Origin of the sequence: Mycolicibacterium sp. Y3 (assembly GCF_051188035.1) — a bacterium.
In the GTDB taxonomy this organism is placed as follows: domain Bacteria; phylum Actinomycetota; class Actinomycetes; order Mycobacteriales; family Mycobacteriaceae; genus Mycobacterium; species Mycobacterium fluoranthenivorans.
The window spans coordinates 2,022,926-2,045,531 of the sequence record NZ_JAVQLT010000001.1; the positions used below are offsets into that span (position 1 = coordinate 2,022,926).

Sequence of the window (22,606 nt, forward strand, 5' to 3'; positions counted from 1 at the left end):
CGCCTCCGAGCCCACCCTCACTGTCAGGCGTTCTCTTCATTGTTCGAACGTCACGGTTCTATTTGCTCAGGTCAGCGATACCATTCGCGGATGGGCGATGAGGTAGACGACGCGGCCCCCATGGGTATAGCTCCGACCGAGCTCGCCTCGGCCGTCGAGGAGACCCAGGCGCGCACCGCGTGGTCGCTCGACGACGCCGAAGACTGGCAAACACAGCGCGTGACGCCCACCCAGATCACAGGAATCGTGGTCGCTTCGAGCGCAGCCATTATCGCTGTGGCGAGCACAGTGGCGTGGATGGTTCTGCACGACAGGTCCGATCTCCCAGCAGCGGGCCTGGCGTCTACCACTTCGGTTCAGCCGGCGCCCGCGACGACCGCCGCGACCGCGGCTCCGCCGGCGTCCGGGTTCCCGTCACCTTCGCGACCAACGCAACCCGCGCCAGTCACGCTGTCCATGGACCCGTACGGCCAAGTACATGTGCGAACCGTGTCAGGCCGAACCGTTTGCGCGATGACCGCAGGCGATGTTCAGTGCAACGTGCACTTCGCCAACAGGCTTGGACCGATCAACAACGGGATGCCCGTCTCGGGCGTCGGCGTCAACTCACGCGGTGTCTGGGAATGGCTATACGGCGATCCAGGAGATCCGGACTATGTGACCATGGCTTACGGCTCGGTTTACCACGCAATGGGCTGGATCATCACCCCAACCAGCCAGGGTACGACATTCATGTACGACGCGACCGGGCACGGCATGACGATAAGCGTCGATGGCTTTTCAACGTTCTGACGAACGGCGCACCGCTGAGGACATCCACCGCCGAAAATCGAACTGCAAACTGGGAATTGGGTCGTCGCGTGGTCGTGCATCTACGAGTACGGCGTTCAGGCGGGACTGAACGACCTGTCAGTCGTTCGGGGGAGGACGTTCGCAATTCCTACCGTGACAGCAACGATACGTATATATTGACGCCCGTGTTGATACGTGGGTTGTGCCCTCAAGGGCATCGAGTTTGCGACCATCCCGACTTGACGGCCTGGCTTTGGTCGACCGGCTAACACCTCTGGTAGAAATCAGATCTCGTTGAGAACGAAAGAAAAAGACAGACGGCGCCTGGCTCCGTTCTCTGTCCGAGGTATGACGCGGTAGGTGTAGCAGCCGTCTTGATAGCTAACCGACAGCTATCGGAAGTGTGAGGATTGAAGGTGGGTGTAGTTGCGGGATGGCATCCCGATCCTTGGGGGCATGCCGAGCTACGTTGGTGGAACGGCGATGAGTGGACCGGATGGACACATCCTCCTCAGCGGACAGACGACCCGAGTCACATGCCGGCTGATACGCCGGTACACCTGCACATCCAGCCACCCAGGGGCGACGTATCCGCTCAGCCGCGTTCGAGCATCGCTGGGTTTGAGCGTGTTGCGGTCATCAATGTCGAGACGACAGGCTTCTACCAGTCGGATCGCGTCGTCGAGATCGCCGCTGAACGAAGCGACGCAGCTGAGGGATTGCCTGTCGCCTCTCTTAAGTAGCTTGACTCGGCCATCACCCAATGATGCTGCGGCTGACCTCGATTACTGCGAATATGCCTGTCCGCGAGCGTGATTCGATCGAAGATCGAAGGTCGAGCGCGGCAATTCGGGTCCTTGGCCCAGCAAGCAGAGTATTGGCGGACCCGAAACGGTGTGATGCCGTCCGTTACGCAATGCATTGCCTCCGACTGTCCGTATGCGCGCAGGGCAAACCCAAGAACAGGATTACGAGTGTCAAAAGACAAGAATGCGTCAAACGAATCTGGCGCCTACGCTGGCAGTCCTCAGCCTCAGATGAAGATTGCTGGCATCGAGGTTCGCAACTTTCGCCTGTTGCGCAACGTGAACGTCGACCTAGCGCAGCAAGCAACGGTGGTGGTAGGGCGTAACAACACTGGGAAAACTACCTTGGCTGAGGTGATCACCAGATTTCTGGATGTGAGCGTGCCCAGGCTCAAGCTAGCCGACTTCTCTGTCGAGACATACAGGGACTTTCACGCTGCCTATCGTTTCTACCGAGAGGGCGAAACTACACGGGCGCGTGAGGTCCTTCCCGAGATCTCTCTGACTCTAAGAATCACTTACGCTGCCGACGTGCCTGAGTACGGTCCCCTCTCCGCTCTGATCGTTGATCTTGATCCTGACTGCAACGAGGCGATCGTCCGACTGGCTTATTCTTTGCAGGGGGGCCGGCTGTCTGAGCTCTTCGACGGCATCGCCAACACCGATGCGTCTGCAGCCCAACCAGATATCGAGACCATCCTCGCCGCCATCGCCCGGCGCGTCCCTCAGCTTTTCAGCAGAAGCATCACTGCGGTTGATCCGAATGATCCGACCAACACGCGCGACATCAACGTCGACGCCATTCGGAAACTTATCACCGTCCACTTCTTGAGGGCGCAGCGAGGGCTCGACGACGAGAAGGAACGCCCAAAAGACCTCATCGGCAGAATCTTTCAAACACTATTCACCGCTGCGGCGAAAGCAGGTGACGGCACTGCGCAGCGTGAGACGGCCGACCAGCTCGCCGCCGCAGTATCAGGTATCGAGCAAGATCTGGGCGATAGTGTGAGTGAGATGATGAAGGGCATCGCTCCAGCCCTCGAACAATTCGGATACCCGGGACTGAACAATCCGGAACTAGAGGCCGAGACAACACTCGACATCGAGCGACTCCTGTCAAACTACACAACGGTCCGACACAAAGGAGTCGCCGGCGTCTCGCTCCCGGAGTCCTACAGTGGTTTGGGTTCCCGCAACCTGGTACTCATGCTGCTCACGCTCCTCGGCTACTACCGCGAATACGCAACCCGCGACGGCATGCCGGGCTTGCACCTGATCTTCATCGAGGAACCCGAAGCCCACCTGCACCCACAGATGCAAGAAGTCTTCATCGAGCAACTATCCGGAATCGCGAAGCTGTTCCCATCGCTAGACACTCAGACCCATCCGTGGACGCCACAGTTTGTGGTGTCCACGCACTCATCACACGTCGCCAACCGAGCCGAATTCTCCGGAATTCGATACTTCCGCGTAGTGGCCGCCGAAGAAGGACGGGAAGGCAATCACGCCGAAGTGCTCGACCTCAGCCGCGCCAAGGGACTCGATGAGCAGTTCCTTCACCAGTACCTCACGCTCACACGGTCAGATCTGTTCTTCGCGGACAAGGCAATCCTCGTCGAAGGCACCACCGAACGGCTGATGATTCCTGCAGCAATTAGGAAGACAGCACCAGCACTGTCCAACCAATACGTCACCCTCATGGAAGTGGGGGGCGCGTACGCATACATTTTCTTCCCGCTGCTCGACTTCCTCGGCATCCCAGCCTTGGTTATCACTGACATCGACACCGTCGGTCCGCAGACCGGCAGTACTCAAAAGCACGCCACCACTGTCCACCACGGTGACGGAACCAGCAACGCCACTATCAAGAAGTGGTTCTCCGAATCGGAAAACACCCCATTCGACCTCTTGAGAGCAGCCGAAACGGCGGAGATCATCAAACCGGCCCGATATCTCGCGTATCAAGTACCCGAGGCCGGCTCAGCAGCATGCGGCCGGTCATTCGAAGATGCATTCATCCTTGCCAACCCCTCCATCTTCAGTATCACGATGACCGATGATGTGGACAAGGACGAGGAAGAAGCGCAACGTATTGCAGAACTTCAGAAAAAGAGCGCGTTCGCCCTACGATTCGCGATTCTCGAAAAGGACTGGGTCACGCCGCGCTACATCCAACGGGGCCTCGACTGGCTGCTTGCCTATCCCGACAGCGGCGGTGCTGACACGACTACGACCGAACCTATCGAGGCAGTGGTCAAGTGAGCGAGAGCGCTTCGACTCCACTCGATACTGCGCAGCAGGCCAGTGAACAGTCGTTGGAGACAATGTTCGCCGCGCTGAAGCAGTGGCACAACTTCAAGCTGGAAGCCGGCGCTGGAGCCGGAAAGACCTACTCACTCATCCAAGCCCTCAACCGAATACTCGCTCAACGCTCAACGTATCTACCGCGAAGCGACCAGCGCGTCGCATGCCTGACGTACACCAATGTCGCCCGCGACGAGATCATTACACGCACCGACGAAAGCCCCTTCGTCTTCGCAGACACCCTGCACGGATTTCTCTGGGAAATGATCAGCCCTTACCAAAAAGCGCTCGCAAAGGCGCTTCTCGCGTCCGAAGCATGGACCAAAATCCTGGCCGAGCACCCCGATATCGACGGTGTCGAGATCGACTACGACCTCGGCATTCGCGCATTCGACGACAACAAGATCGCTCTCCATCATGATGATATACCCAGCCTCGCAATCGAACTCTTCAAGATGCCGAAGTTCCGCTCGCTCATCGCCGATAGATTTCCCGTCATTTTCGTCGATGAGTACCAGGACACCCCCGCGGGGCTCGCCGAAGCTTTCCTTTCTGGCCACGGGATCGACAAAGTAAGCCCGGTGATCGGATTCTTCGGCGATCATTGGCAACAGATCTATGCCAGAACATGCGGATCCATCGACCACCCGACTGTCACCTCGATACCCAAGAACGCGAACTTTCGGTCAGATCGATCGATCGTCAACTTTCTCAACTGCTTGCGCCCCGAACTCACTCAGGCACCCGCATTAGACGCGGCAGAGGGCACCGTCACCGTTTATCACACGAATGCCTGGCCTGGGGAACGGCTTACCGGTCACTGGAAAGGCCAGATCTCGCACGAGGCTACCCGAAATTGCTTGACGTGGCTGCGCACGGACTCGCCAAGTAGCGTATGGGCGCGAGAATCTGACGATCTCAAAGTCCTTATGCTCACCCACGCCACCATCGCTAACGAGCTTGGCTACTCGAGTCTCAATGACGTCTTCAAATACAACGACTCCTTCGTTCGTAAGGAAGATCCGGTAATTGCGTACCTGATCGATGTCATCGAGCCGGTCCTGGAAGCGTTCAAAAGTCGCCGCTATGGAACCCTATTCGCGGCGCTAGGGACCAAAGGGCCTGCCATACAAGCCCCGAGCGACAAAGCCCGGTGGAACAACTTCCTCAAGAAGCTCGCCACAATCACGGCCGAAGGCACAGTCGGTGACGTACTTGATTTGCTCCAGGCCGAAGGGCCGTTCGCCTTACCGACTCGAGTCTCCAAGCGAGAGCGCGAACTACGCGAGGCCGTCAAGCAACTGCCAGATGGCTACCCGCCCACCGAACCCCGCCGACTCGTCGAACACAACGCCCTACGCACTGTCCCCTACAAAGAGGTGCGGGCTCTGAGAACCTACCTGTCAGAGAGCACCGTCTTCTCCACAAAGCACGCCGTGAAAGGAGCCGAGTTCAATGACGTGATCGTCGTGCTCGGACGCGGATGGAACCTGTACGACTTCGCGCAAATGTTGTCGACCTATCCTCAACGCGACAGCCTGAACAGCCAGGAGCGCGCCAGATTTGAACGGACGCGTAACCTCTTCTACGTTGCCGCATCGCGCGCCAAACACAACCTAGCCCTCCTATTCACCCAAGAGCTCGATGGCAAGTGTCTCGCTACGCTCATTGAGTGGGTAGGCGCTGGCAACGTCGTGTCGATCGACTTTGTCGATGAGCGGACACCTGCCGGCGACTGATGCGGATGCCACCTTCGCGTAGATTGCCGATGGCTTCGTATCGAGCCGAGTAGCGTCGATCACCGCTGGCCTCCACGGCGGCATCGGCGATATGCACATGGCCGTGGCCGGATCAACGAGTTACGCGGCCGGTCGACTAGATCGCAGCCGACGTTCGAGGTCTATGGGACCGCGATGCAAGGCGCGCTCTCCGTCAGGTGATAAACGGTGCGTGCCAAACCATCCAGTACGTCCCGTTACGAGGTGCAATTCTTCACGCAGTACGAATGGGTACCTTGACGCTGGTCCGTGCGGGTAAAAAAGTGACAGAACCCTGGGACAGATTCCGCAGGACAGGAGGTGGGACGCCGTTAGTACCGGCAGGTCACGGTCGTGGAGGAATGACATCTGAACGGAGAACCTACAGTTCCTGGGGCAACAAAATCTTCGGCACCCAAGTAGCTTGGTAGTCGATCCGCCCAGGCCGGCAGACCCGAGAGAGGAATCCATGGGGACGACCGCATACCGCCGTGCTGCTTCCGCCGCCGGCGGCGTGGCTGCCGTCGCGCTGATCACCCTGGTCTTCAGCAACGTCGACAACGTCGGGGCGTCAGTACCGCCAGAGGTTGGATTGGTCGCCACGTCCGAGGCCCCGGTGCCGCCGACCGAGGTGAAGCTGATCGGGGACAGGGACGTCGAGGTCACGCTGACCGGCCCCATCGCGGTCAGGTACGCCTCGGCCACCCCGAGTCAGAAGGACGCTCTCGGCCTGGCGCTGACGGGCGACCACAACGCCGGAACGCGCGACAGCGGGGTGGTGTTCCAGCAGTTTCAGGGCGGCGTGATCGTGGCCAAGAACGATGACGACGGCACGCCCGCGTACATCACCTGGGGCAAGATCCGGGAGGCGTGGAATGTCCAGCGCGACCCGGACGGCGTGCCCGCGATCACGGGCGAGAACGGGTCGGCAGGTCCGCTGGGCGTCCCGACCAGCGACGAAAACGCCGACGACGGGCTTCTCGTCACGACGTTCGAGCACGGCAGGATTTCCTACGATCCCAAGACCGGCCAGGTCGAGGTGACGGTCAACGGCAAGGTCGTGCCGGCCGGGCTGTAGCCGCCGGTGAAAGAGGCGTCGAGCTCAGCCGGTGACGGCGCTCAGCGCCTCGTCCAGCGTGGGCCGCATGTTCAGGATGTCGGCGAAGCCGATCAGATCGAGCGGCCGGCTGGTGGCAGGTCCGTCGGCGACCACCGCCAGCGGCGTGGTGGCCGGGAGCTCGTCACGCGTCGCTATCAGCACACCCATGCCGGTCGACGCCAGGAAAGTCACGGCACTGAGGTCCACCACGATGGCCTGTGGTGCGCCCGTCATGGCTGAGGTGAGCGCCGCCTCCAGCTGTGGCGACGTGATCATGTCGACCGTTCCCGACACCTCGATGACGATGACGGCCCCGACCCGGCGTTCGGCGATTTCGCACGTGTTGGCCGCGGAAGTCGCCCTGGCGTCCGGATCTTGCTGGCTCATCGGCCCCTCCGTCTTATCCACTCGTGGTGTCTTTGGAGTGTTCCACACCGCAGTTGACGTAACACCGGCGCGCGCCGGTGCGACGAACCCTTAGTGGCGCTAACGTCAAATAGTGACGAGGGGAATCTGCGGTGATGCGTAGCCGAATTGCGGCGGTGGTGCTGGCGCTTGCGGGTCTGTGGGCTGGTATCGCTCCGGTGGCCCAGGCGGCGCCCGCGCCGGGGGGTAAGGACTTCTCCAAGCCGGCGATCGTGATCCTCGGCTACGGCCTCACACCCCAGGGTGACATGCGCCCGATCCTGCGGCGCCGCGTCCTCACCGGTCTGGCGGTGGCCCAGATGTTCCCGCAGTCACCGATCATCGTCACCGGCGGCAACCCGCAGAACGGAAAGACCGAAGCCGGCACGATGAGCTTCCTGCTCAAGACACTCGGTTTTCCGGCCGACCGGATCATCAAGGAGGACAAGGCCAACAGCACCGTCCAGAACGCGCAGTTCTCGGTGCCGTTGGCCAAGCAGGCCGGCACGTCGGGCATCATCCTGGTGACGTCGTCGACCCATCAGGACCGGGCCGACGGGAACTTCGTCGACGCCGGTGGCAACCTGCTGGCCACGGTGAGCTTTCCGGACGGATCGCCGCAAACCAACATCGTGCAGTTCGTGCACGATGTGCTCAGCCCGCTGGTCCCGATCAGCTAGCGCCGCGGGCCCTCACGGCACCGGGTAGTCCGGCAGCGGCAGGCGTTCGCCCGTGAACCCGCGTCCGGCCACCTTGCCGATTGCCTTGCCGATCGGGCTGGTGGCGAGGCGGGCAGCCGTGTGGATCACGCGAATTCCGGTTTCGGTGCGCGGATTCATCATGCGCAGCCCACCGGCGCTGACGGAGGGTGCGGCGCCGACGAAGGGTTTCATCAGTCGCTGATAGCTTGCCAGTGCGGCGTGATGATCGGCCACCACGCCCAGCTCGCCGGCCAGAATGTAAGCGCCGATGAGCGCCAGGCTGGTACCCGCGCCGCCGAAGGTGGCATTGCAGAAGGCGGCATCGCCGAGCAGGGTGACACGGCCCTTGCTCCACGTGGGGGTGTGCACCTGGCCGACTGTCGAGAAGTACATGGGCGCACCTTGGTCGAGCTCGTCCAGGATGCGCGGCGCAGCGCCCCCGGCGTCGGCGAAAGTGCTTCGCAGAATCGCGATCTGGTCGGCCTGGTCCAGGTTGTCGATACCGCGGACATCGGAGATGAAGGTCAGGACCGCACGCATGGTGCCGAGATTGTCCGGTCGCACGTGCACACTGCGCGATCGGTTCACATGCTGCCAGTTCCACCAACGGCCGTCGTCATCCCGCCGGGGCAGGGTGACATAGGCCAGGTACATCCCGAGCGGGGTGACCTCGGCGCCGGTGACGAAGCGGCGTGAACGCGAATGCAGTCCTTCGGCGATCACCAGGAGGTCGGCGTCCACCGAGGTGCCGTCGTCCAGTACGGCGGTGACGTGATCACCGTGATCGACGACGTCGGAGAGCTGGGTGCCGAAAAGATAGTCGGTCTGCGCTTCGGTGCGCTCGACGAGGATTCGCGACAGCTCGCCGCGCAGGATCTCCAATTCTGCTGTGGGACCGTCGGACTCACCGGATGCGTCGACGGGAAACGATGCCGCCGCCGAACCGTCCGCTCGGACGAAGCGCATCCCCACCTCGCCGGTGTTGGCCGCGCGCACCGCCTCGTCGATGCCTATGATGCGCACGACTTCGCGTGCGGCGCCGCGGATATCGACATTCTGTCCTTCGTCGCGACGCTGCGGGTACCGTTCGACCACGGTGGTCTGCCAGCCGCGGGCGTTGAGTTGGTGGGCCAGCGCAGGCCCGGCGATACCTGCACCCGAAATCAGGGCGTGCAAAGTCACCGGTGCTCAGTCCCGTCTGAATGCGGTATCGACCACGGCGCCGTCGTCATGTGTGTCGCGGCCGGTGAAATCGAGGACGACCTCGTCGAATCCGCCGCCGGTGAAGGGGAACGGTGAGGTGTACGCAGCCGATACCGAGTAGGTGACACCGCGGCCCGCCGAGACGGTTTGCATGATGTCCAGCCCGGTCATCCGCACCCGAGTCGCCGTCCCCGCCGGCTGTCCGTCGACCAGTAATGCGACGTCACCGACCATGTCCATGGTGCCGTCGACCGCGCCGGTGCGGGAGTAGCGAACCTCGAAGAGTCTGCGTCCCAACGCAATCGGATGCGCCGAGGTGACCTTCTGCTCCTGCCCGCCCGTGTTGCACACATAGTGCAGATGCCCATCCGCCAGGAACAGCACCTGCCCACCCGTGCGGCTGCCCTGGGAGAACAGCACGCCCTCGGCGTCCGGTCGCTCGAGCGATACCGCCACCTGCAGCGTGAACGACCTGCCGCGTACCAACCCGCGAAACGCCGTGTGCAGGGCCGGGGTACCCGGGTAGAACACCGCCCGAGACGCGGGCTCGCCGATCGCGGCGGCCGCGCGCAGCACGATCTCCTGCACGCTCAGGTCGGTCAACGGGTAGGCCCGGAATTGCAGGGCCTGCCGGTGCCAGAGCGCCTGCAGGTCGGCCAGTTTGTCGGGATGTTGCGCGGAGAGGTCATGGATCTGGCTGCGGTCGGTCTCGATGTGGAACAGCTCCCAGCGGTCCCGGTCGAATGCCGCCCAGCCGCGCGGTCCGGCCGCGGTGGGCGGGTGCACGGTGCCTGCGAACCAGCCTTCGTGCCAGATGCCGCGGGTGCCCATCATCGAGTAGAACTGGGTGTGCTTACCGGTGCCAGAAGCGGTATCCCGCAGTGCGGCAGCGAAACTCGTGCCCTCCAACGGAGTCTGTTCGATACCGTTGACGGTGCCGATGTCGCCGATGCCGAGCAGGTCATACACCGTCGGGGTGACATCGCTGACATGGGCGTAGTGGTCGCGGACCGCGCCGTGTGCGGACAGTTGGGCCGGCCAGGAGACGATGCACGGGTCGGCGATCCCGCCCTCGTGTGAGGCGTACCGCTTGAACAGCTTGTACGGCGTGTTGAACGCCATGGCCCAGCCGTTCGAGTAGTTCATCGCCGTGGCCGGGCCGCCGAGTTCGCCGAACAGGCGTAGGCCGTCCGCGGTGGTGTGGGATCCGCCGAGCATCGGTACCGATTCGTCCAGGGTGCCGTTCGGGCCGCCTTCGCCGCTGGCCCCGTTGTCGGACATGACGACCACGAGGGTGTTGTCGAGTTGGCCGGTGTCCTCCAGGTGGTCCAGGATCCGGCCGATCTGCGCATCGGTGTAGGACAAGAACCCGGCGAACACCTCGGCCATCCGGCAGGACACCCGTTTGTCGTCCTCTGACAACGAATCCCACGGCCGGACATTCTCATTGTCCGGCCAGCGAATTCCGTCCGGGCTGGTGGCGTCGGCGTACGGGTTCATCGGGGACAGCTCGGTGTCCGGCGGGAGCAGGCCGAGGGCCTTCTGGTTGGCCAGGGCGATCTCACGGTAGCGCTCGTAGCCCATATCGAAGCTGCCGGAGTACCGGTCGGCCCACTCGGGGGCGACCTGATGGGGGGAGTGGCCGGCGCCCGGGCACAGATACATGAACCAGGGTTTGTCGGGTGCGGCCGCGCGGTGATCACGAAGGAAGCCGATGGCGTTGTCGGCCAGGTCTTTGGACAGGTGATAGCCCTGCTCCGGGCTGGCCGGCGGATCGATCGGGTCGTTGTCCCGGACCAGGGTGGGGTACCACTGGTCGGTCATCCCGTCGAGAAATCCGTAGAACCGGTCGAATCCGCGGCGCAGTGGCCAGTATCGGCGCGAGCCCGCGGCCTGGCAGTCCTCGATGGGCGCCAGATGCCATTTCCCGACGGCGTAGGTCGACCAGCCGCGCTCGGAGAGCACCTCGGACAGCAGCGCCGACTCCGCGGGGATGCGGCCGTGGTGTCCGGGGAAGCCGTCGGCCAGGTTGAGCACCGACGCCACCCCGACGCTGGTCGGGTTGCGGCCCGTCAGCAATGCGGCGCGGGTGGGCGAACACAGTGCGGTGGTGTGGAATTGGGTCAACCGGACGCCGCGGTCGGCGATCCGGCGGAGATTCGGCATGTCGACCAGACCGCCGTAGCAGTCCCAGGTGGCGATCCCGGTGTCATCCCACAGCAGGTACAGCACATTGGGTGCCCCCGCGGGAGCCTGCGCCTCACGATAGGGCGTCCAGTCCGGGGTGGAGTCCCGGACATCGGTGGCGACGATTCCCTCGAAGGACACGTCTAGATCCCCGCACCCGGGTTCAGGATGCCGGCGGGGTCCAGTGCATCCTTGATCCGCCGATTGAGTTCCATTGCCTCCGGCCCGATCTGCCCTGCCAGCCAGGGCCGCTTGAGCCGGCCCACACCGTGTTCACCGGTGATGGTGCCGCCCAACGCGACGGCGAGATCCATGATCTCGCCGAACGCGAGCTCGGCGCGCTGCGCCATATCAGTATCGGCGGGATCGAACACGATCAGCGGATGCGTGTTGCCGTCGCCGGCGTGGGCGATCACCGAGATCAACACCTCGCGTTGGGCCGCGATCTTCGCGATCCCGGAGACCAGGTCGGCCAGTGCCGGCAGCGGGACACCGACATCCTCAAGAAGCAGTGAGCCCTTGGCCTCTACGGCCGGGATCGCGTACCGGCGGGCGGCCACGAAGGCCTCGCCCTCCTCCGGATCGGATGTCGAGAAGACCTCGGTGGCGCCGTTGTCGGTGAACACCTTCGCCATGAACTCGGCGTCCGACCCACCCGCCGGACCACGCTCGTCCGAAGCGGCCACCATCATGGCCGCGGCGTTGCGGTCCAGCCCCATCTTCAGCTTGTCCTCGACGGCGTTGATGGCGACCGAGTCCATGAACTCGAGCATCGACGGCCGGATCTTGCCCGTGATCGTCATCACCGCCCGGGCCGCGGCCTCCACCGAGTCGAAGGACGCCACCACCGTGCACGGGCTGTGCTGGGCGGGAAGCAGTTTCAGCGTCACCTCGGTGATGACACCGAGCGTGCCCTCACTGCCGACGAACAACTTGGTCAGGCTCAGGCCGGCGACGTCCTTGAGCCGTGGGCCGCCGAGTCGCACGGCGGTGCCGTCTGCCAGCACCACCTGCAGACCGAGCACGTAATCGGTGGTGACACCGTATTTCACGCAGCACAAGCCACCGGCGTTGGTGGCGATGTTGCCGCCGATACTGCAGATCTCGAACGACGACGGATCCGGCGGGTACCACAGCCCGTAGGCCGCGACCGCCTTCTTCACCTCGGCGTTGAGCAGCCCCGGTTGTGCGACGGCGGTTCGGGTGGCGGTGTCGACGGTGATATCGCGCATCCGCTCGGTGGACAGCACGATGGCGCCGTCGAGTGCGGTGGCGCCACCGGAAAGCCCCGTGCCCGCGCCCCGCGGGATCACCGCGATCTGATGGCCGGTGGCCCAGCGCAGTACCGCCTGCACCTCTTCGGTGCGGGTCGGCCGGACCACGGCCAATGCGGTGCCAGCGTGGGGATCGGCGGCACGGTCCTGCCGGTACGAGGCGACGATATCGGGATCGGTGACCACGGTGCCCTCGGGCAATGCCGCGATCAGGCTGTCCAGGGTGGAGCTCACCGGGCCAGTGTATGGCCGGCGCCACCGGTGGGGTTTCACTCCGTGCGCCGCCGCTTACGCCACAGCTCGGCGAGTTCCTCACGGGTGGTCGTGCCGGTCTTGTGCATGGCCCGGTACACGTGGCCTTCGACCGTGCGCGCGGACAGGTGCAGACGTTCGGCGATCGCCTTGGTGGGTAGCGGCACCGCGACCAGCGCCACGACCTCGCATTCGCGTGCGGTAAGCGGGAACGGGTCGGCGGCCTGCAGCAGCGCCGGAGTGACCACCCCGCTCTGCGTTGCCAGTGCTTCGGCGCGCACCGAACAGCTCAATGCCGAACCGCGCCGATCGTGGGTCCGGTGTGCGATCGCCGCGTGCGCGGCGGCGTCCATCGCCGCAGCCAGATCGCCCATCGCCTCGAATTCCTCTGACACCGCGCTCAATTCGGTGGCATCGTCATCGTGCAGCGCGGCGGCGAATCGGGCGGCCAGGCCGGCCCGGGGACCTTCGGTCACCGCGGCCAGCTCGGCCAACCTGGCGCCATGGGAGTGCGCACCGAACTGCGTGGCCAATTGCAGGCACATCACCTCGGCGGCGAACTGGCCCTTGGCCGCTGCGGTGTCCGCGGCTGCCGACAAGATGTTCGCGGCCTCGCTCACCACACCCTGACCGGCGGCCACCCAGGCCCTACCGATACTGCGCTCGTAGTCCAGCGACCGGAACGGGCGCTGCTGGGCGTCGATCTCGTCGAGGATCGCGGTGGCCTCGGCGCTTCGACCGCGCATCGCGAGCGCGGTGGCGCGCACGACGTTGTACCGGTAGCCCCACCCGGTGGAGTGATTGGTGGCAAACGCCACGGCCGCCTGGTTGAGCAGGCTGCAGGCCTCGTGCAATCTGCCGGTCCCCAGCGCTGCCCGGCCGGCGATCGCCGCACCGAGTGCGTGGGCGGCCCCGGGCAGTTCCGCAGATTGCTCGCGGACGCGTTCGGCCACGGGCCACACGTCGCTGAGCCGGCCCGCCAGGAGCAGAGCACTGAGCTCGGCATCGGCGATGTTGAACCGCATAGGGGGCGCATCGTGGGCGCGCACCGTGGTGGTGTAGCCGGTCTCTGCCGTTTTCAGCGCTTCGGACGTGCGGCCCGCGTCGCCGGTGACGACGGTCAGCGCGAAGGCCGTTTCGGCCCCGACCACGCCCGGCAGTTCGGCCAGGTTCAGAACCTTGGCCGCCTCCAGTGCCGCCTCGGGTTGGTCGGTGGCGAACCAGTAGATGACCAGTAAGGCGTCGATCCAGCTGCGGCCCTCGGGCCCGACCGACACCGCATCGATATGGGCCTTGGCGCAGTCCGGCCGGCTCAGCGCCCACAGCAGGTTGGTGGCCCGCAGATAGGCGAATCTGGCGCGGTCGCGGTCATCCCAGTTCTGCGCCGTCAGCGCGGCAAGAGCGGTCTCGGCCTCCTCACCCTGAAACGACCACGACAACGCGTGGGCGTGCAGGAAGTGCGCGTCGGCCCCGGCTCCGCCGGCGATGGCGGCCCGCGCCAGCCGGTCCGCCAGACCTAGATCGGCCAGCCAGATAGCCCCGCGCGCCGCGTGCACGAACAGGTCGGCATCGGGCGGCAGGTCGGAATCCAGACAGAGGCTGGCGCGGCGTACCACCATGCGCATCTTGTCGCGATCGGGTCCGGCCGCCAGCTCGGTCGCCACCAGGCCACGCAGCCGGCGCAGCGTCGTCGAGGGTGCCCGCATCCGGCGTATCTCTCCGTACAGCGGATGCGAAATCCGAACCTGCACATCGGAATCGCCGTGATCCAACGTGATCAGCCCGCGAACGTTGGCGTCCTCCACCGATTCGCGGTCGGTGATGCGCTGCAGTGCCGCCAGCTCGATGGGTTCCCCGACCGCCAACGCGTCGACGACATTGCCGACGGCCGGTGGCAGATCGCCGAACCGGGAATCGATGAGTTCCACGAGACTGCTGGGCAGCACCGGTTTACCGCCCCACTGCCAGCACCCGCCGCGTAGCTCCAGGCGGCCGTCGGCGAGTTCCTGCTCGACGATGTTGCGCAGATACAGCGCGTTGCCGCGGGTGAGTTTCCACAGCCGGGTGGCCGCGTCGGGATCGACCGGCCCGTTCAGCGTGGCGGCGAGCAGCTCCGCCGATTCCTGGGGTGCCAGCGGCTGCACGTCGAGCCTGTCGAAGGCCAGGTTGTCGGTGCCCGTCCCCGCGGCTCGACCGGGGTCCTTCCAGATCTCCCGCACACTGTCGGGCACCCCGGATCCGTCCCGCCCGTCGCGTACCGTCAGCACCAGTTTCGCCGCCCGGCGCTGCACGATCTGATGCAGCACGAACACCGACAGGTCGTCGAGCAGGTGGGCGTCGTCCACCGCGATGACCACCGGACGTCCCGCCGGCGACGCGGTCACCGCCTCGATCACGCTCCGGACCAACTTGAGTCGGTCATCGTCAGCCGAGGTGGTCCACGCGGCGAAGGCACCCAGCGGGATGTCGCGTGCGGAGGTGGTGCCGACGATCCAGCGGTACTCGGTGCCCTGCAGCGCGTCGCGCACGATGCGACTCTTGCCGATACCAGCCGGACCGCACACCACGATCCCGGCTGAGTCAGGGTCCGACACCCCCGCGCGAACAGCTCGGATCTCCTCGGTGCGGCCCGTCAACGGCCACGTCAAACGCACATAGGCAGCGTAAAAGGCATGTCCAGGAAATGCCTAGCATTATTGGGTTTTTGGTCGGACCGATTGACCCGGTGCGCTAGACGGGCCGGTCGAGTTCGCGCAGTGACGGCAAGGCGACGGCGACCACGCCGATCACCAGCATCGGCAGGGACAGCGCGAGAAATGTCGTGTGCAATCCGGCCGAATCGGCCAGCGGCCCGGCCAGCAGCAGACCCAGCGGCCCCGCCGCATACGCCAGCGAGCCCATCACGCCGACCACCCGACCGCGCAGGTGGTGTGGTGCCCGGGTTTGCATGACGTAGTTGTAGATCGGTGCGATCGGGCCGTAGACGAAACCGACTATCGCGCACAGCACCAGGATCACCGGCAACGGCGGCAGGAATGCCACGATCGTCATGGCCACCCCGAGCGTGATCACCGCGATCAGCATGGTGGTGCGCCGCTTCAGGTATCTCGACAGCACCGCGTACCCCAGCGCGCCGACCAGGCCGCCCACCGACAGCGCCATCAGCACCCAGCCCAGCTGCGCGGGTTCGTTGCGGTCGGTGAAGTACTTGGGGAACAGCACGCTCTCCATCGGCATGTACAGCCCGGTGGCCGTCAGATCGATGATGGCCAGCGTGCGTAACACCTTGGTGTTCCACACAAAGGACAGGCCCTCGACGACGCCGGCCCACACGCGTTCGGGCAGTGCCTCGCGGTTCGGCTTGCCCGCGCCCTCCAGCCGCAGCAACCCGATCGCCGCGATGGAGAAGCCGAAGGTGGCCGCGGTGACCCACATCGTGTTGATCCCGCCGAGGGTGGTGATCAGCAGGCCGCCGATGCCCGGCCCGACGATGTAGGCGAGGTTGAACACCGCCTCGTAGATGCTGTTGGCGTGATCGAGTGTCCAGCCCGCGCGCGAGGCGGCCTCGGGCAGCATCGACTCCCGTGCCGTCATCCCGGCCGGGTCGAACGCGGCGCCCAGCGCGGCCAGACCTGCCAGTACCGCGACGTTGACGGCGTGCACACCGAAAATCAGCGCGATGACCGGCACGGCGATGACGGACAGGGCAGACAGTGCGTCGGCGAGCATCGAGACCCGTCGCCGGCCGATGTAGTCGACAGCGGTGCCGGCGATCACGGTGGATGCCAGCAGCGGCAGTGTCCCGGCCATCGCGACGATCGACGCGTCAAGGGCTGATCCGTTGCGTTGCAACACAAGCCACGGAAAGGCGATCATGGATATGCCGTTGCCGGATCCCGCCATGAGGGCAGCGAACAGGATGAGCAGCGCTGGGCCGCGGGGGCGTGTGTTCATGGCGTCTCGCCGGAGAATCTAACAGCGCTTCGCCGTACCCGGCCATCGAATTTCAGACAGGATGATGGCGTGTCCCGCGAGCTTCCCCATCCACGCACCGGACGGCTGTTCGCCTCGCCGGTGCCACCCGGGACGGGTTGGCCGGGGGATCGGGCGAAATCCACGACGCCGGTGGCCCACGATCCCGAGGCCGTCGCGACGCTGGCCGCCCGCGCGGGAACGGTCGCCGAACTCGACGCCGCCTGCACGGTGTGCGCGGCATGCCCGCGCCTGGTGAGTTGGCGAGAAGAGATCGCGGTGACCAAACGGCGTGCCTACGCCGACGAGCCCTACTGGGGCCGCCCGGTCGCGGGTTGGGGGGCGGCCCGCCCCCGCGTCCTGGTGGTCGGGCTGGCGCCGGCCGCGCACGGAGCCAACCGCACAGGCCGGGTGTTCACCGGGGACCGGTCCGGCGACCAATTGTTCGCCGCGATGCACCGGGCCGGACTGGTCAGTTCCGGTCTCAGCGTCGACGCCGCCGACGGGATGCGGGCCAATGGCGTGCGGATCGTGGCGCCGGTGCGCTGCGCCCCGCCGGCCAACAAGCCCACCCCCGCGGAGCGGCTGACCTGCGCGCCGTGGCTGCTCGCCGAATGGCGGCTGGTTGCGCCGTACGTGCGGGTGGTGGTGGCGCTGGGCGGCTTTGCCTGGCAGATCGCCCAGGGACTGCTCGCCGAGGAGCTCGCCGGACAGCGGAAGCCGGTGTTCGGTCATGGCGCGGTGGCGACACTGTCCACGGGCCGCACGTTGCTGGGCTGCTACCACCCCAGCCAGCAGAACATGTTCACCGGCCGGCTGACACCGGCCATGCTCGACGACGTGTTCGTACAGGCACGGGAACGTTCCGGCATCACCCGGCGTTGACGCAGTCGTGCGTCTTTCTGTGCTCGATCTCGTTCCGGTCCGGTCGGACCAGTCCACCGCCGATGCGCTGGCAGCCACGGCGGCGCTGGCCAAGACCGCCGATCGGCTGGGGTTCAGCCGATACTGGGTGGCCGAGCACCACAACATGGCGGCGGTGGCGGCCACCAGTCCGCCGGTGCTGATCGCTTACCTGGCCGCCCAGACCTCGCATATCCGGCTCGGTTCCGGTGGGGTGATGCTGCCCAATCACGCGCCGCTGGCGGTCGCGGAGCAGTTCGCACTGCTGGAAGCTGCCGCCCCGGGGCGTATCGATCTCGGGATCGGCCGTGCGCCCGGCTCGGACCCGGTGACGTCGGTGGCCTTGCGCGGCGCAGCCGGCCGTGACGATACGGATATCGAGCGGTTCCCGCAGTATCTCGACGATGTGGCCGCCCTGATGGGTGCTCGTGGTGTGCGGGTGGCACTGACCCGTGGCGGCGTGGCGCAGCAAGAGGACTACATCTTGAAGGCCACCCCGGCCGCGGCCAGTGAGCCGCGACTGTGGCTGCTCGGCTCGTCGATGTATTCGGCGCACCTGGCGGCGGCCAAGGGGTTGCCCTACGTTTTCGCCAACCATTTCAGCGGGCAGGGCACCGCCGAGGCGCTGGCCGCCTATCGGGCTGAATTCCGGCCCAGCGCAGAGCTTTCCGAGCCCACCACGTTCTTGACGGTCAACGCGTCGGTGGCCCAGACCCGCGCCGAGGCCGAGGATCTGCTGCTGCCGAACCTGCAGATGATGGGACGGCTGCGCACCGGTCGGCCGCTGGGGCCACTCGACCTGGTCGAAGATGCGCTCGGTGCGACCGTCTCGGCGCAGGAACAACTCATCATCGACGCGGGCCGGGCCCGCACTGTGCTCGGCGACCCGGCCGAGGCCGCCGAGCAGATCCGTTCGCTCGCCGAGGAATTCGATGTCGACGAGGTGATGATCAGCCCGGTCGGCTCGGCGCACCGCGGCACCTCGCCTTCCACCGCGCCGGCCCGGGTGACGACGCTGGAATTGCTCGCGAAGGAGCTTCTCTAAGCAGGCGTCAGGGCGACGATCGGGATGGGCCGGCTGGTCTTGCGCTGGTAGGCCTCATAGCGGTTGGCGTTGTTCTTGTTCACCAACCGCCACAGCCGCGCATAATCCGGGTCGTCGGGCAGGATCGGGCGCGCCGTGGCCGCCAGTCGCCTTGTGCCCACGTTGATCTCGACCTCCGGTCGGGCCTTGAGATTGTGGTACCAGCCCGGCGAGCGCGGTGCGCCCCCCATCGACGCGACCACCAGGTAGTCACCGCCGTCACGGGCGTAGCTCAGCGTATTGACGCGTGGCTGCCCGGTCTTGGCGCCCACGGTGTGCAGCAGCAGGCTGTTGGGCAGGCCCGGGACCCGGTGACCGATCAGGCCGTTGGTCTTCTGGTACAGCAGGTCGTGCAGGTGCAGCACGCGCAGGCCGGCCTGCTCTATCGGGGACAGATGCGTCATGGGTCAATCCTGCGCGGTGTGCTCCAGTCTCGCCAACCCCGCACGTAGCAGGCGTGCGGACTCCTCGCGATCCGGATCGCGGCGCAGCACCAGGCCCTTTGCGAACGACAATTTGTCGCCGGTGCGGCGTGGCAACACGTGCAGGTGGATGTGGAAGACCGACTGGAAGGCGGCCTTGCCGTCGTTGATCGCGATGTTGTTGCCGTCGGCGTGCAGGCCGGATACCCGGGCCGCCTTCGCGATGCGCTGGCCCAGCACCGTCAGCCCGGCCAGCGTGTCCGGCGGGGTGTCCGTCAGGTCCACGGTGTGCCGCTTGGGGATCACCAGGGTGTGGCCGCGGGTGAACGGCCGGATGTCGAGGAACGCGAGGTAGTCGTCGTCTTCGTAGATCCTGATCGCGGGGGCGGCGCCGGTGACGATGGAGCAGAACACGCAGGTCATGCCGCCACGTTAGCCGCCCTCCATCAGGTGTTCGAGGACGCCCACTCGGCAAGCCTGCGTTCCTGCTCTTGCGGTGTCAGGTCTTCGACGCGCGTCATCACCGTCCAGCGCCGCCCGAACGGGTCGATGAGGGACGCGAATCGGTCACCGGTGACGAAGGTCTGCAGGGGTTCCCGGACGGTGGCGCCCGCATCCACCGCACGTGCCACCACGGCGTCGGCATCGGCGCAGTACAACCCGATCGACTCGGTGGCGAATGCACCCCGGTTCGGGGCGGCCAGTTGGTAGGCATCCTGGGGATCGCCGAGTTGCAACCGGCCCGCACCGAAGTCCAATTCCGCGTGCGTGACGGTCCCATCCGGGCCATCCATCCGGCTGATCAAGGTGGCGCCGAACGCTTCGGTGTAGAAATCGATCGCCGCGGCGGCGCCGTCGACGCACAGGAACGGGGTCAGGCTGGTGTAACCCTGGGGGATCGGAGTGCTGCTCATATCGGCCAGTTTCGTAGCCTTGAGCCCGTGGCGGCTTGGAAAAACACGCCAGCGCCGGTCCGGGGTGTGGTCGGGCGGGCGGGCAGCATCGCGGCCTTCGAGCTGCGCCGCTGGCCGCCGTCGGACGCTGCCGGCAGATTCGTCGAACATTTCTGGTCGGTGCGGTGGGACCGCCGGGCCGAGGGGCCGCACGACAACACCGTCATCACCTTCCCGTCGATGCACCTCACCAGGGAGTGGGGCGATGACGCCGCCCGGCACGGCTTCGCGCTGCCGAACACACTGGTGCACGGCGTGGTGCCACGCGTGTTCCGCACCACCATCGCCGAGCGTGGCACCGTGGTGGGCGCCCGATTCCGGCCCGGCGGGTTCACCGCGCGATTCGGCCGCGACGCTGCAGAACTCACCGGTCTGGTGCAACCTGCGGATGACGACCTCTTCGGTGCGCCAATCGAATTCGGTGAGGATCGAGACGTGGTGCGCTCGCGCCTGGATGACGCGATCGGGGACGTCCGTGCGCCGGCCGATCCCGTCTACCGGGAGCTCACCGGACTGATCGAGCGGATGCAGCAGGACACCACCCTGCACCGGGTGACACAGGTGATGGCGATCTCGCCGTGGAGTACCCGCACCACGCAGCGGGTTTTTGCGCATTATGTCGGGGTCCCGGTGAAATGGGTGTTGTGCCGCTACCGGCTGCAGCAGGCGGCCCTGGAGATCGAGAGCACGCCCGGCGTCGACTTCGCCGACCTGGCGATCCGGCTGGGTTGGTACGACCAGGCTCATTTCATCAACGACTTTCGCCTCATGCTCGGTTACACGCCGGGGGAGTACGCCACCGCACACGGGCCGTGAGCGCTACCGTGGCCACGATGAGCGATATCGCGTTCGCGGGCGCGGCCGAACACGCCCGCATGCTGGCTGCCGGAACCCTGAGTGCGCCCGATCTGCTTGACCTGTTCCTGGACCGGATTGCGCATATCGATCCCGAGATCCGTTCGTACCGTGTCGTTCTCGCCGACTCGGCGCGGGCGGAGGCCGCCGCGGCGCAGGTCCGGCTGGACGTCGGGGAGCGGCTGCCGCTGCTCGGTGTGCCGGTGGCGATCAAGGACGACACCGATGTCGCCGGAGAGGTGACCGCCTACGGGAGCAGCGCGCACGGCCCCGCCGCCACCGCGGACGCCGAGGTGGTGCGGCGGCTGCGGGCCGCGGGTGCGGTCATCCTGGGCAAGACCGCGGTGCCGGAGATGATGATCTGGCCGTTCACCGAAACCCTCAGCTACGGGGCGACGCACAACCCGTGGAACACCGATTTCGCCCCCGGCGGCAGCAGTGGGGGTAGTGGTGCGGCGACCGCCGCCGGCTTGGCGTCGATCGCGCTGGGATCCGATGGCATGGGATCGATCCGGGTGCCGTCCACCTGGTGTGGTCTGTTCGGGATCAAGCCGCAGCGTGACCGGGTGCCCACGGCACCGCACGAGAACTCCTGGTGCGGTCTGGTGGCCAACGGCCCCCTCGCGCGCACCGTGGCAGATGCCGCGCTGTTCCTCGACGCCACCGCCCCGGGGGGCGGTTTCGTGGCCGCGGCGGCACGAGCGCCCGGCCGGCTGCGGATCGCCGTGAGTCTCAAGGTGCCGCCCGGGGTGACGGCACGGGTCGGTGCTCCGCAGCGCGCCGCCGTCACCGAAGCCGTTGGGCTGCTTCGCGATCTGGGCCACGAGGTCATCGAACGGGACCCGGACTATCCGGTCGGCGTGGTGTACGGCCACGCCTTGCCGCGGTACTTCCGCGGTGTCTACGACGATGTGCAGATGTTGCCGCACCCGGAGCGGCTGGATTCCCGGACAAGGGCTTTCGCCCGGATCGGCGGTTTGTTGTCCGAGCGCAGGATGGCCGCTATCCGGGCCGCCGAGCCGGCCATCGCGGCGCGGGTGCTGTCCATCTTCGACGACGTCGACGTGGTCCTCACCCCCGGCGCGGCCACCGGACCGTCGCGGATCGGGGCGTATCAGCGCCGCGGCGCCATCTCCACCCTGGCTTTGGTGGCAGCACGGGTGCCGTTCCAGGCCATGTGCAATGTCACCGGGCAGCCGGCGGCCGTGGTGCCGTGGGCACTGGACCCCAACGGGATACCGATGTCGATCCAGCTGATCGGCCGACCGTCCGACGAGGCGACGCTGCTGTCGCTGGGCGCGCAGATCGAGTCGGCCCGGCCGTGGGCGCATCGACGCCCGCCGGGGCACACTGTGAGCCATGGGACTGTTCGGTAGCGCAAGCGACGGCGATGTGCAGCGTCGGGTCGAGGAACTCGAGCGCCGGGTGGCGGCGCTGGAACGGATGGTGGGTGGTGCGGTGCCGCCGCGACCGGTGGGGGATCCCAATGAGACCTGGGCGAGCACGACAGTCCGCAATCTTGCCCTGCAGGGCAAGAAGATCCAGGCCATCAAGGTGCTCCGTGACGAGACCGGGTTGGGCTTGAAGGAGGCCAAGGACATCGTGGATCGGCTGGGGTAGCGCGCTAGCACTGTCTC

General features: G+C 65.9%; 20 protein-coding genes. 11 read left to right on the forward strand and 9 right to left on the reverse strand.

All coding sequences use genetic code 11. From position 1 onward, the window contains the following. Positions 1 to 90: 90 nt before the first annotated feature. The 5 genes from QN239_RS09960 to QN239_RS09980 all read left to right on the forward strand — a co-directional run bounded on the left by QN239_RS09960 (position 91) and on the right by QN239_RS09980 (position 6,737). Complete coding sequence (locus tag QN239_RS09960; protein ID WP_499009952.1) at positions 91 to 792, forward strand: hypothetical protein; 702 nt, start codon at positions 91 to 93, stop codon at positions 790 to 792. A gap of 416 nt (positions 793 to 1,208) precedes the next feature. Then, positions 1,209 to 1,535, forward strand: a complete 327-nt coding sequence (locus tag QN239_RS09965) for a DUF2510 domain-containing protein (protein ID WP_499009954.1) — start codon at positions 1,209 to 1,211, stop codon at positions 1,533 to 1,535. Positions 1,536 to 1,766: 231 nt separating this feature from the next. Continuing rightward, the gene (locus QN239_RS09970) at positions 1,767 to 3,860 is read left to right on the forward strand and encodes an ATP-dependent nuclease (protein ID WP_499009956.1); all 2,094 of its coding nucleotides are present in this window, start codon (positions 1,767 to 1,769) and stop codon (positions 3,858 to 3,860) included. Next, positions 3,857 to 5,641, forward strand: a complete 1,785-nt coding sequence (locus QN239_RS09975) for a UvrD-helicase domain-containing protein (RefSeq protein WP_499009958.1) — start codon at positions 3,857 to 3,859, stop codon at positions 5,639 to 5,641. Before QN239_RS09970 ends, QN239_RS09975 begins: the two co-directional genes overlap by 4 nt. A gap of 487 nt (positions 5,642 to 6,128) precedes the next feature. Next, positions 6,129 to 6,737, forward strand: coding sequence for an LGFP repeat-containing protein (locus tag QN239_RS09980; RefSeq protein WP_499009960.1), 609 nt, complete (start codon positions 6,129 to 6,131; stop codon positions 6,735 to 6,737). Between the two features lie 24 nt (positions 6,738 to 6,761). Here QN239_RS09980 and QN239_RS09985 read toward each other — a convergent pair whose 3' ends face one another. Beyond that, positions 6,762 to 7,145, reverse strand: coding sequence for an STAS domain-containing protein (locus QN239_RS09985; protein WP_499009961.1), 384 nt, complete (start codon positions 7,143 to 7,145; stop codon positions 6,762 to 6,764). Positions 7,146 to 7,279: 134 nt separating this feature from the next. Between QN239_RS09985 and QN239_RS09990 the strand changes: the two genes are divergently transcribed. Beyond that, positions 7,280 to 7,843: a YdcF family protein gene (locus QN239_RS09990; RefSeq protein ID WP_499009963.1), complete on the forward strand. Its 564-nt coding sequence runs from the start codon at positions 7,280 to 7,282 to the stop codon at positions 7,841 to 7,843. Positions 7,844 to 7,855: 12 nt separating this feature from the next. Here QN239_RS09990 and QN239_RS09995 read toward each other — a convergent pair whose 3' ends face one another. The 5 genes from QN239_RS09995 to tap all read right to left on the reverse strand — a co-directional run bounded on the left by QN239_RS09995 (position 7,856) and on the right by tap (position 16,734). Continuing rightward, the gene (locus QN239_RS09995) at positions 7,856 to 9,046 is read right to left on the reverse strand and encodes an FAD-dependent monooxygenase (RefSeq protein WP_499009964.1); all 1,191 of its coding nucleotides are present in this window, start codon (positions 9,044 to 9,046) and stop codon (positions 7,856 to 7,858) included. A 6-nt stretch (positions 9,047 to 9,052) separates the two neighbouring features. Beyond that, positions 9,053 to 11,395 (reverse strand): arylsulfatase, encoded by a 2,343-nt coding sequence (locus tag QN239_RS10000; protein WP_499009966.1) that lies wholly within the window; start codon positions 11,393 to 11,395, stop codon positions 9,053 to 9,055. Between the two features lie 2 nt (positions 11,396 to 11,397). Then, positions 11,398 to 12,762, reverse strand: coding sequence for an FAD-binding oxidoreductase (locus QN239_RS10005; protein WP_499009968.1), 1,365 nt, complete (start codon positions 12,760 to 12,762; stop codon positions 11,398 to 11,400). A 35-nt stretch (positions 12,763 to 12,797) separates the two neighbouring features. After that, on the reverse strand, positions 12,798 to 15,434 hold the full coding sequence (locus tag QN239_RS10010; RefSeq protein WP_499009969.1) for a LuxR C-terminal-related transcriptional regulator: 2,637 nt from the start codon (positions 15,432 to 15,434) through the stop codon (positions 12,798 to 12,800). 76 nt (positions 15,435 to 15,510) lie between these two features. Next, positions 15,511 to 16,734 (reverse strand): multidrug efflux MFS transporter Tap, encoded by a 1,224-nt coding sequence (gene tap, locus QN239_RS10015; RefSeq protein ID WP_499009971.1) that lies wholly within the window; start codon positions 16,732 to 16,734, stop codon positions 15,511 to 15,513. Between the two features lie 69 nt (positions 16,735 to 16,803). Between tap and QN239_RS10020 the strand changes: the two genes are divergently transcribed. Together QN239_RS10020 and QN239_RS10025 are read left to right on the forward strand one after the other, a co-directional pair. Further along, entirely contained in the window at positions 16,804 to 17,637 is an 834-nt protein-coding gene (locus QN239_RS10020; RefSeq protein ID WP_499009973.1) for a uracil-DNA glycosylase, read from the forward strand. 7 nt (positions 17,638 to 17,644) lie between these two features. Then, positions 17,645 to 18,700, forward strand: coding sequence for an LLM class flavin-dependent oxidoreductase (locus QN239_RS10025; protein WP_499009975.1), 1,056 nt, complete (start codon positions 17,645 to 17,647; stop codon positions 18,698 to 18,700). On the opposite strand, the gene QN239_RS10030 is transcribed toward QN239_RS10025, so the two are convergent. Genes QN239_RS10030 through QN239_RS10040 form a run of 3 tightly spaced genes read right to left on the reverse strand, consistent with a single transcriptional unit; the run spans position 18,697 to position 20,075 of the window. Next, the gene (locus QN239_RS10030; protein ID WP_499009977.1) at positions 18,697 to 19,143 is read right to left on the reverse strand and encodes a nitroreductase family deazaflavin-dependent oxidoreductase; all 447 of its coding nucleotides are present in this window, start codon (positions 19,141 to 19,143) and stop codon (positions 18,697 to 18,699) included. The genes QN239_RS10025 and QN239_RS10030 overlap by 4 nt on opposite strands. A gap of 3 nt (positions 19,144 to 19,146) precedes the next feature. After that, positions 19,147 to 19,584: an HIT family protein gene (locus QN239_RS10035; protein WP_499009979.1), complete on the reverse strand. Its 438-nt coding sequence runs from the start codon at positions 19,582 to 19,584 to the stop codon at positions 19,147 to 19,149. A gap of 23 nt (positions 19,585 to 19,607) precedes the next feature. Next, entirely contained in the window at positions 19,608 to 20,075 is a 468-nt protein-coding gene (locus QN239_RS10040) for a VOC family protein (protein ID WP_187096560.1), read from the reverse strand. A gap of 27 nt (positions 20,076 to 20,102) precedes the next feature. On the opposite strand from QN239_RS10040, the gene QN239_RS10045 reads away from it, so the two are divergent. Genes QN239_RS10045 through QN239_RS10055 form a run of 3 tightly spaced genes read left to right on the forward strand, consistent with a single transcriptional unit; the run spans position 20,103 to position 22,589 of the window. Further along, complete coding sequence (locus QN239_RS10045; RefSeq protein ID WP_499009982.1) at positions 20,103 to 20,930, forward strand: AraC family transcriptional regulator; 828 nt, start codon at positions 20,103 to 20,105, stop codon at positions 20,928 to 20,930. A gap of 17 nt (positions 20,931 to 20,947) precedes the next feature. Beyond that, complete coding sequence (locus tag QN239_RS10050) at positions 20,948 to 22,345, forward strand: amidase (protein ID WP_499009983.1); 1,398 nt, start codon at positions 20,948 to 20,950, stop codon at positions 22,343 to 22,345. Continuing rightward, the gene (locus tag QN239_RS10055) at positions 22,329 to 22,589 is read left to right on the forward strand and encodes a ribosomal protein L7/L12 (RefSeq protein WP_499009985.1); all 261 of its coding nucleotides are present in this window, start codon (positions 22,329 to 22,331) and stop codon (positions 22,587 to 22,589) included. Before QN239_RS10050 ends, QN239_RS10055 begins: the two co-directional genes overlap by 17 nt. Positions 22,590 to 22,606: the final 17 nt, after the last annotated feature.

Bases quoted from the DNA above. Each gene is read 5' to 3' on its own strand.
- QN239_RS09985 (WP_499009961.1), bottom strand. From the start codon at position 7,145: ATGAGCCAGCAAGATCCGGACGCCAGGGCGACTTCCGCGGCCAACACG.
- QN239_RS10030 (WP_499009977.1), bottom strand. From the start codon at position 19,143: ATGACGCATCTGTCCCCGATAGAGCAGGCCGGCCTGCGCGTGCTGCAC.
- QN239_RS10050 (WP_499009983.1), top strand. From the start codon at position 20,948: ATGAGCGATATCGCGTTCGCGGGCGCGGCCGAACACGCCCGCATGCTG.
- QN239_RS09990 (WP_499009963.1), top strand. From the start codon at position 7,280: ATGCGTAGCCGAATTGCGGCGGTGGTGCTGGCGCTTGCGGGTCTGTGG.
- QN239_RS09980 (WP_499009960.1), top strand. From the start codon at position 6,129: ATGGGGACGACCGCATACCGCCGTGCTGCTTCCGCCGCCGGCGGCGTG.
- QN239_RS09960 (WP_499009952.1), top strand. From the start codon at position 91: ATGGGCGATGAGGTAGACGACGCGGCCCCCATGGGTATAGCTCCGACC.
- QN239_RS10035 (WP_499009979.1), bottom strand. From the start codon at position 19,584: ATGACCTGCGTGTTCTGCTCCATCGTCACCGGCGCCGCCCCCGCGATC.
- QN239_RS10055 (WP_499009985.1), top strand. From the start codon at position 22,329: ATGGGACTGTTCGGTAGCGCAAGCGACGGCGATGTGCAGCGTCGGGTC.
- tap (WP_499009971.1), bottom strand. From the start codon at position 16,734: ATGAACACACGCCCCCGCGGCCCAGCGCTGCTCATCCTGTTCGCTGCC.
- QN239_RS10040 (WP_187096560.1), bottom strand. From the start codon at position 20,075: ATGAGCAGCACTCCGATCCCCCAGGGTTACACCAGCCTGACCCCGTTC.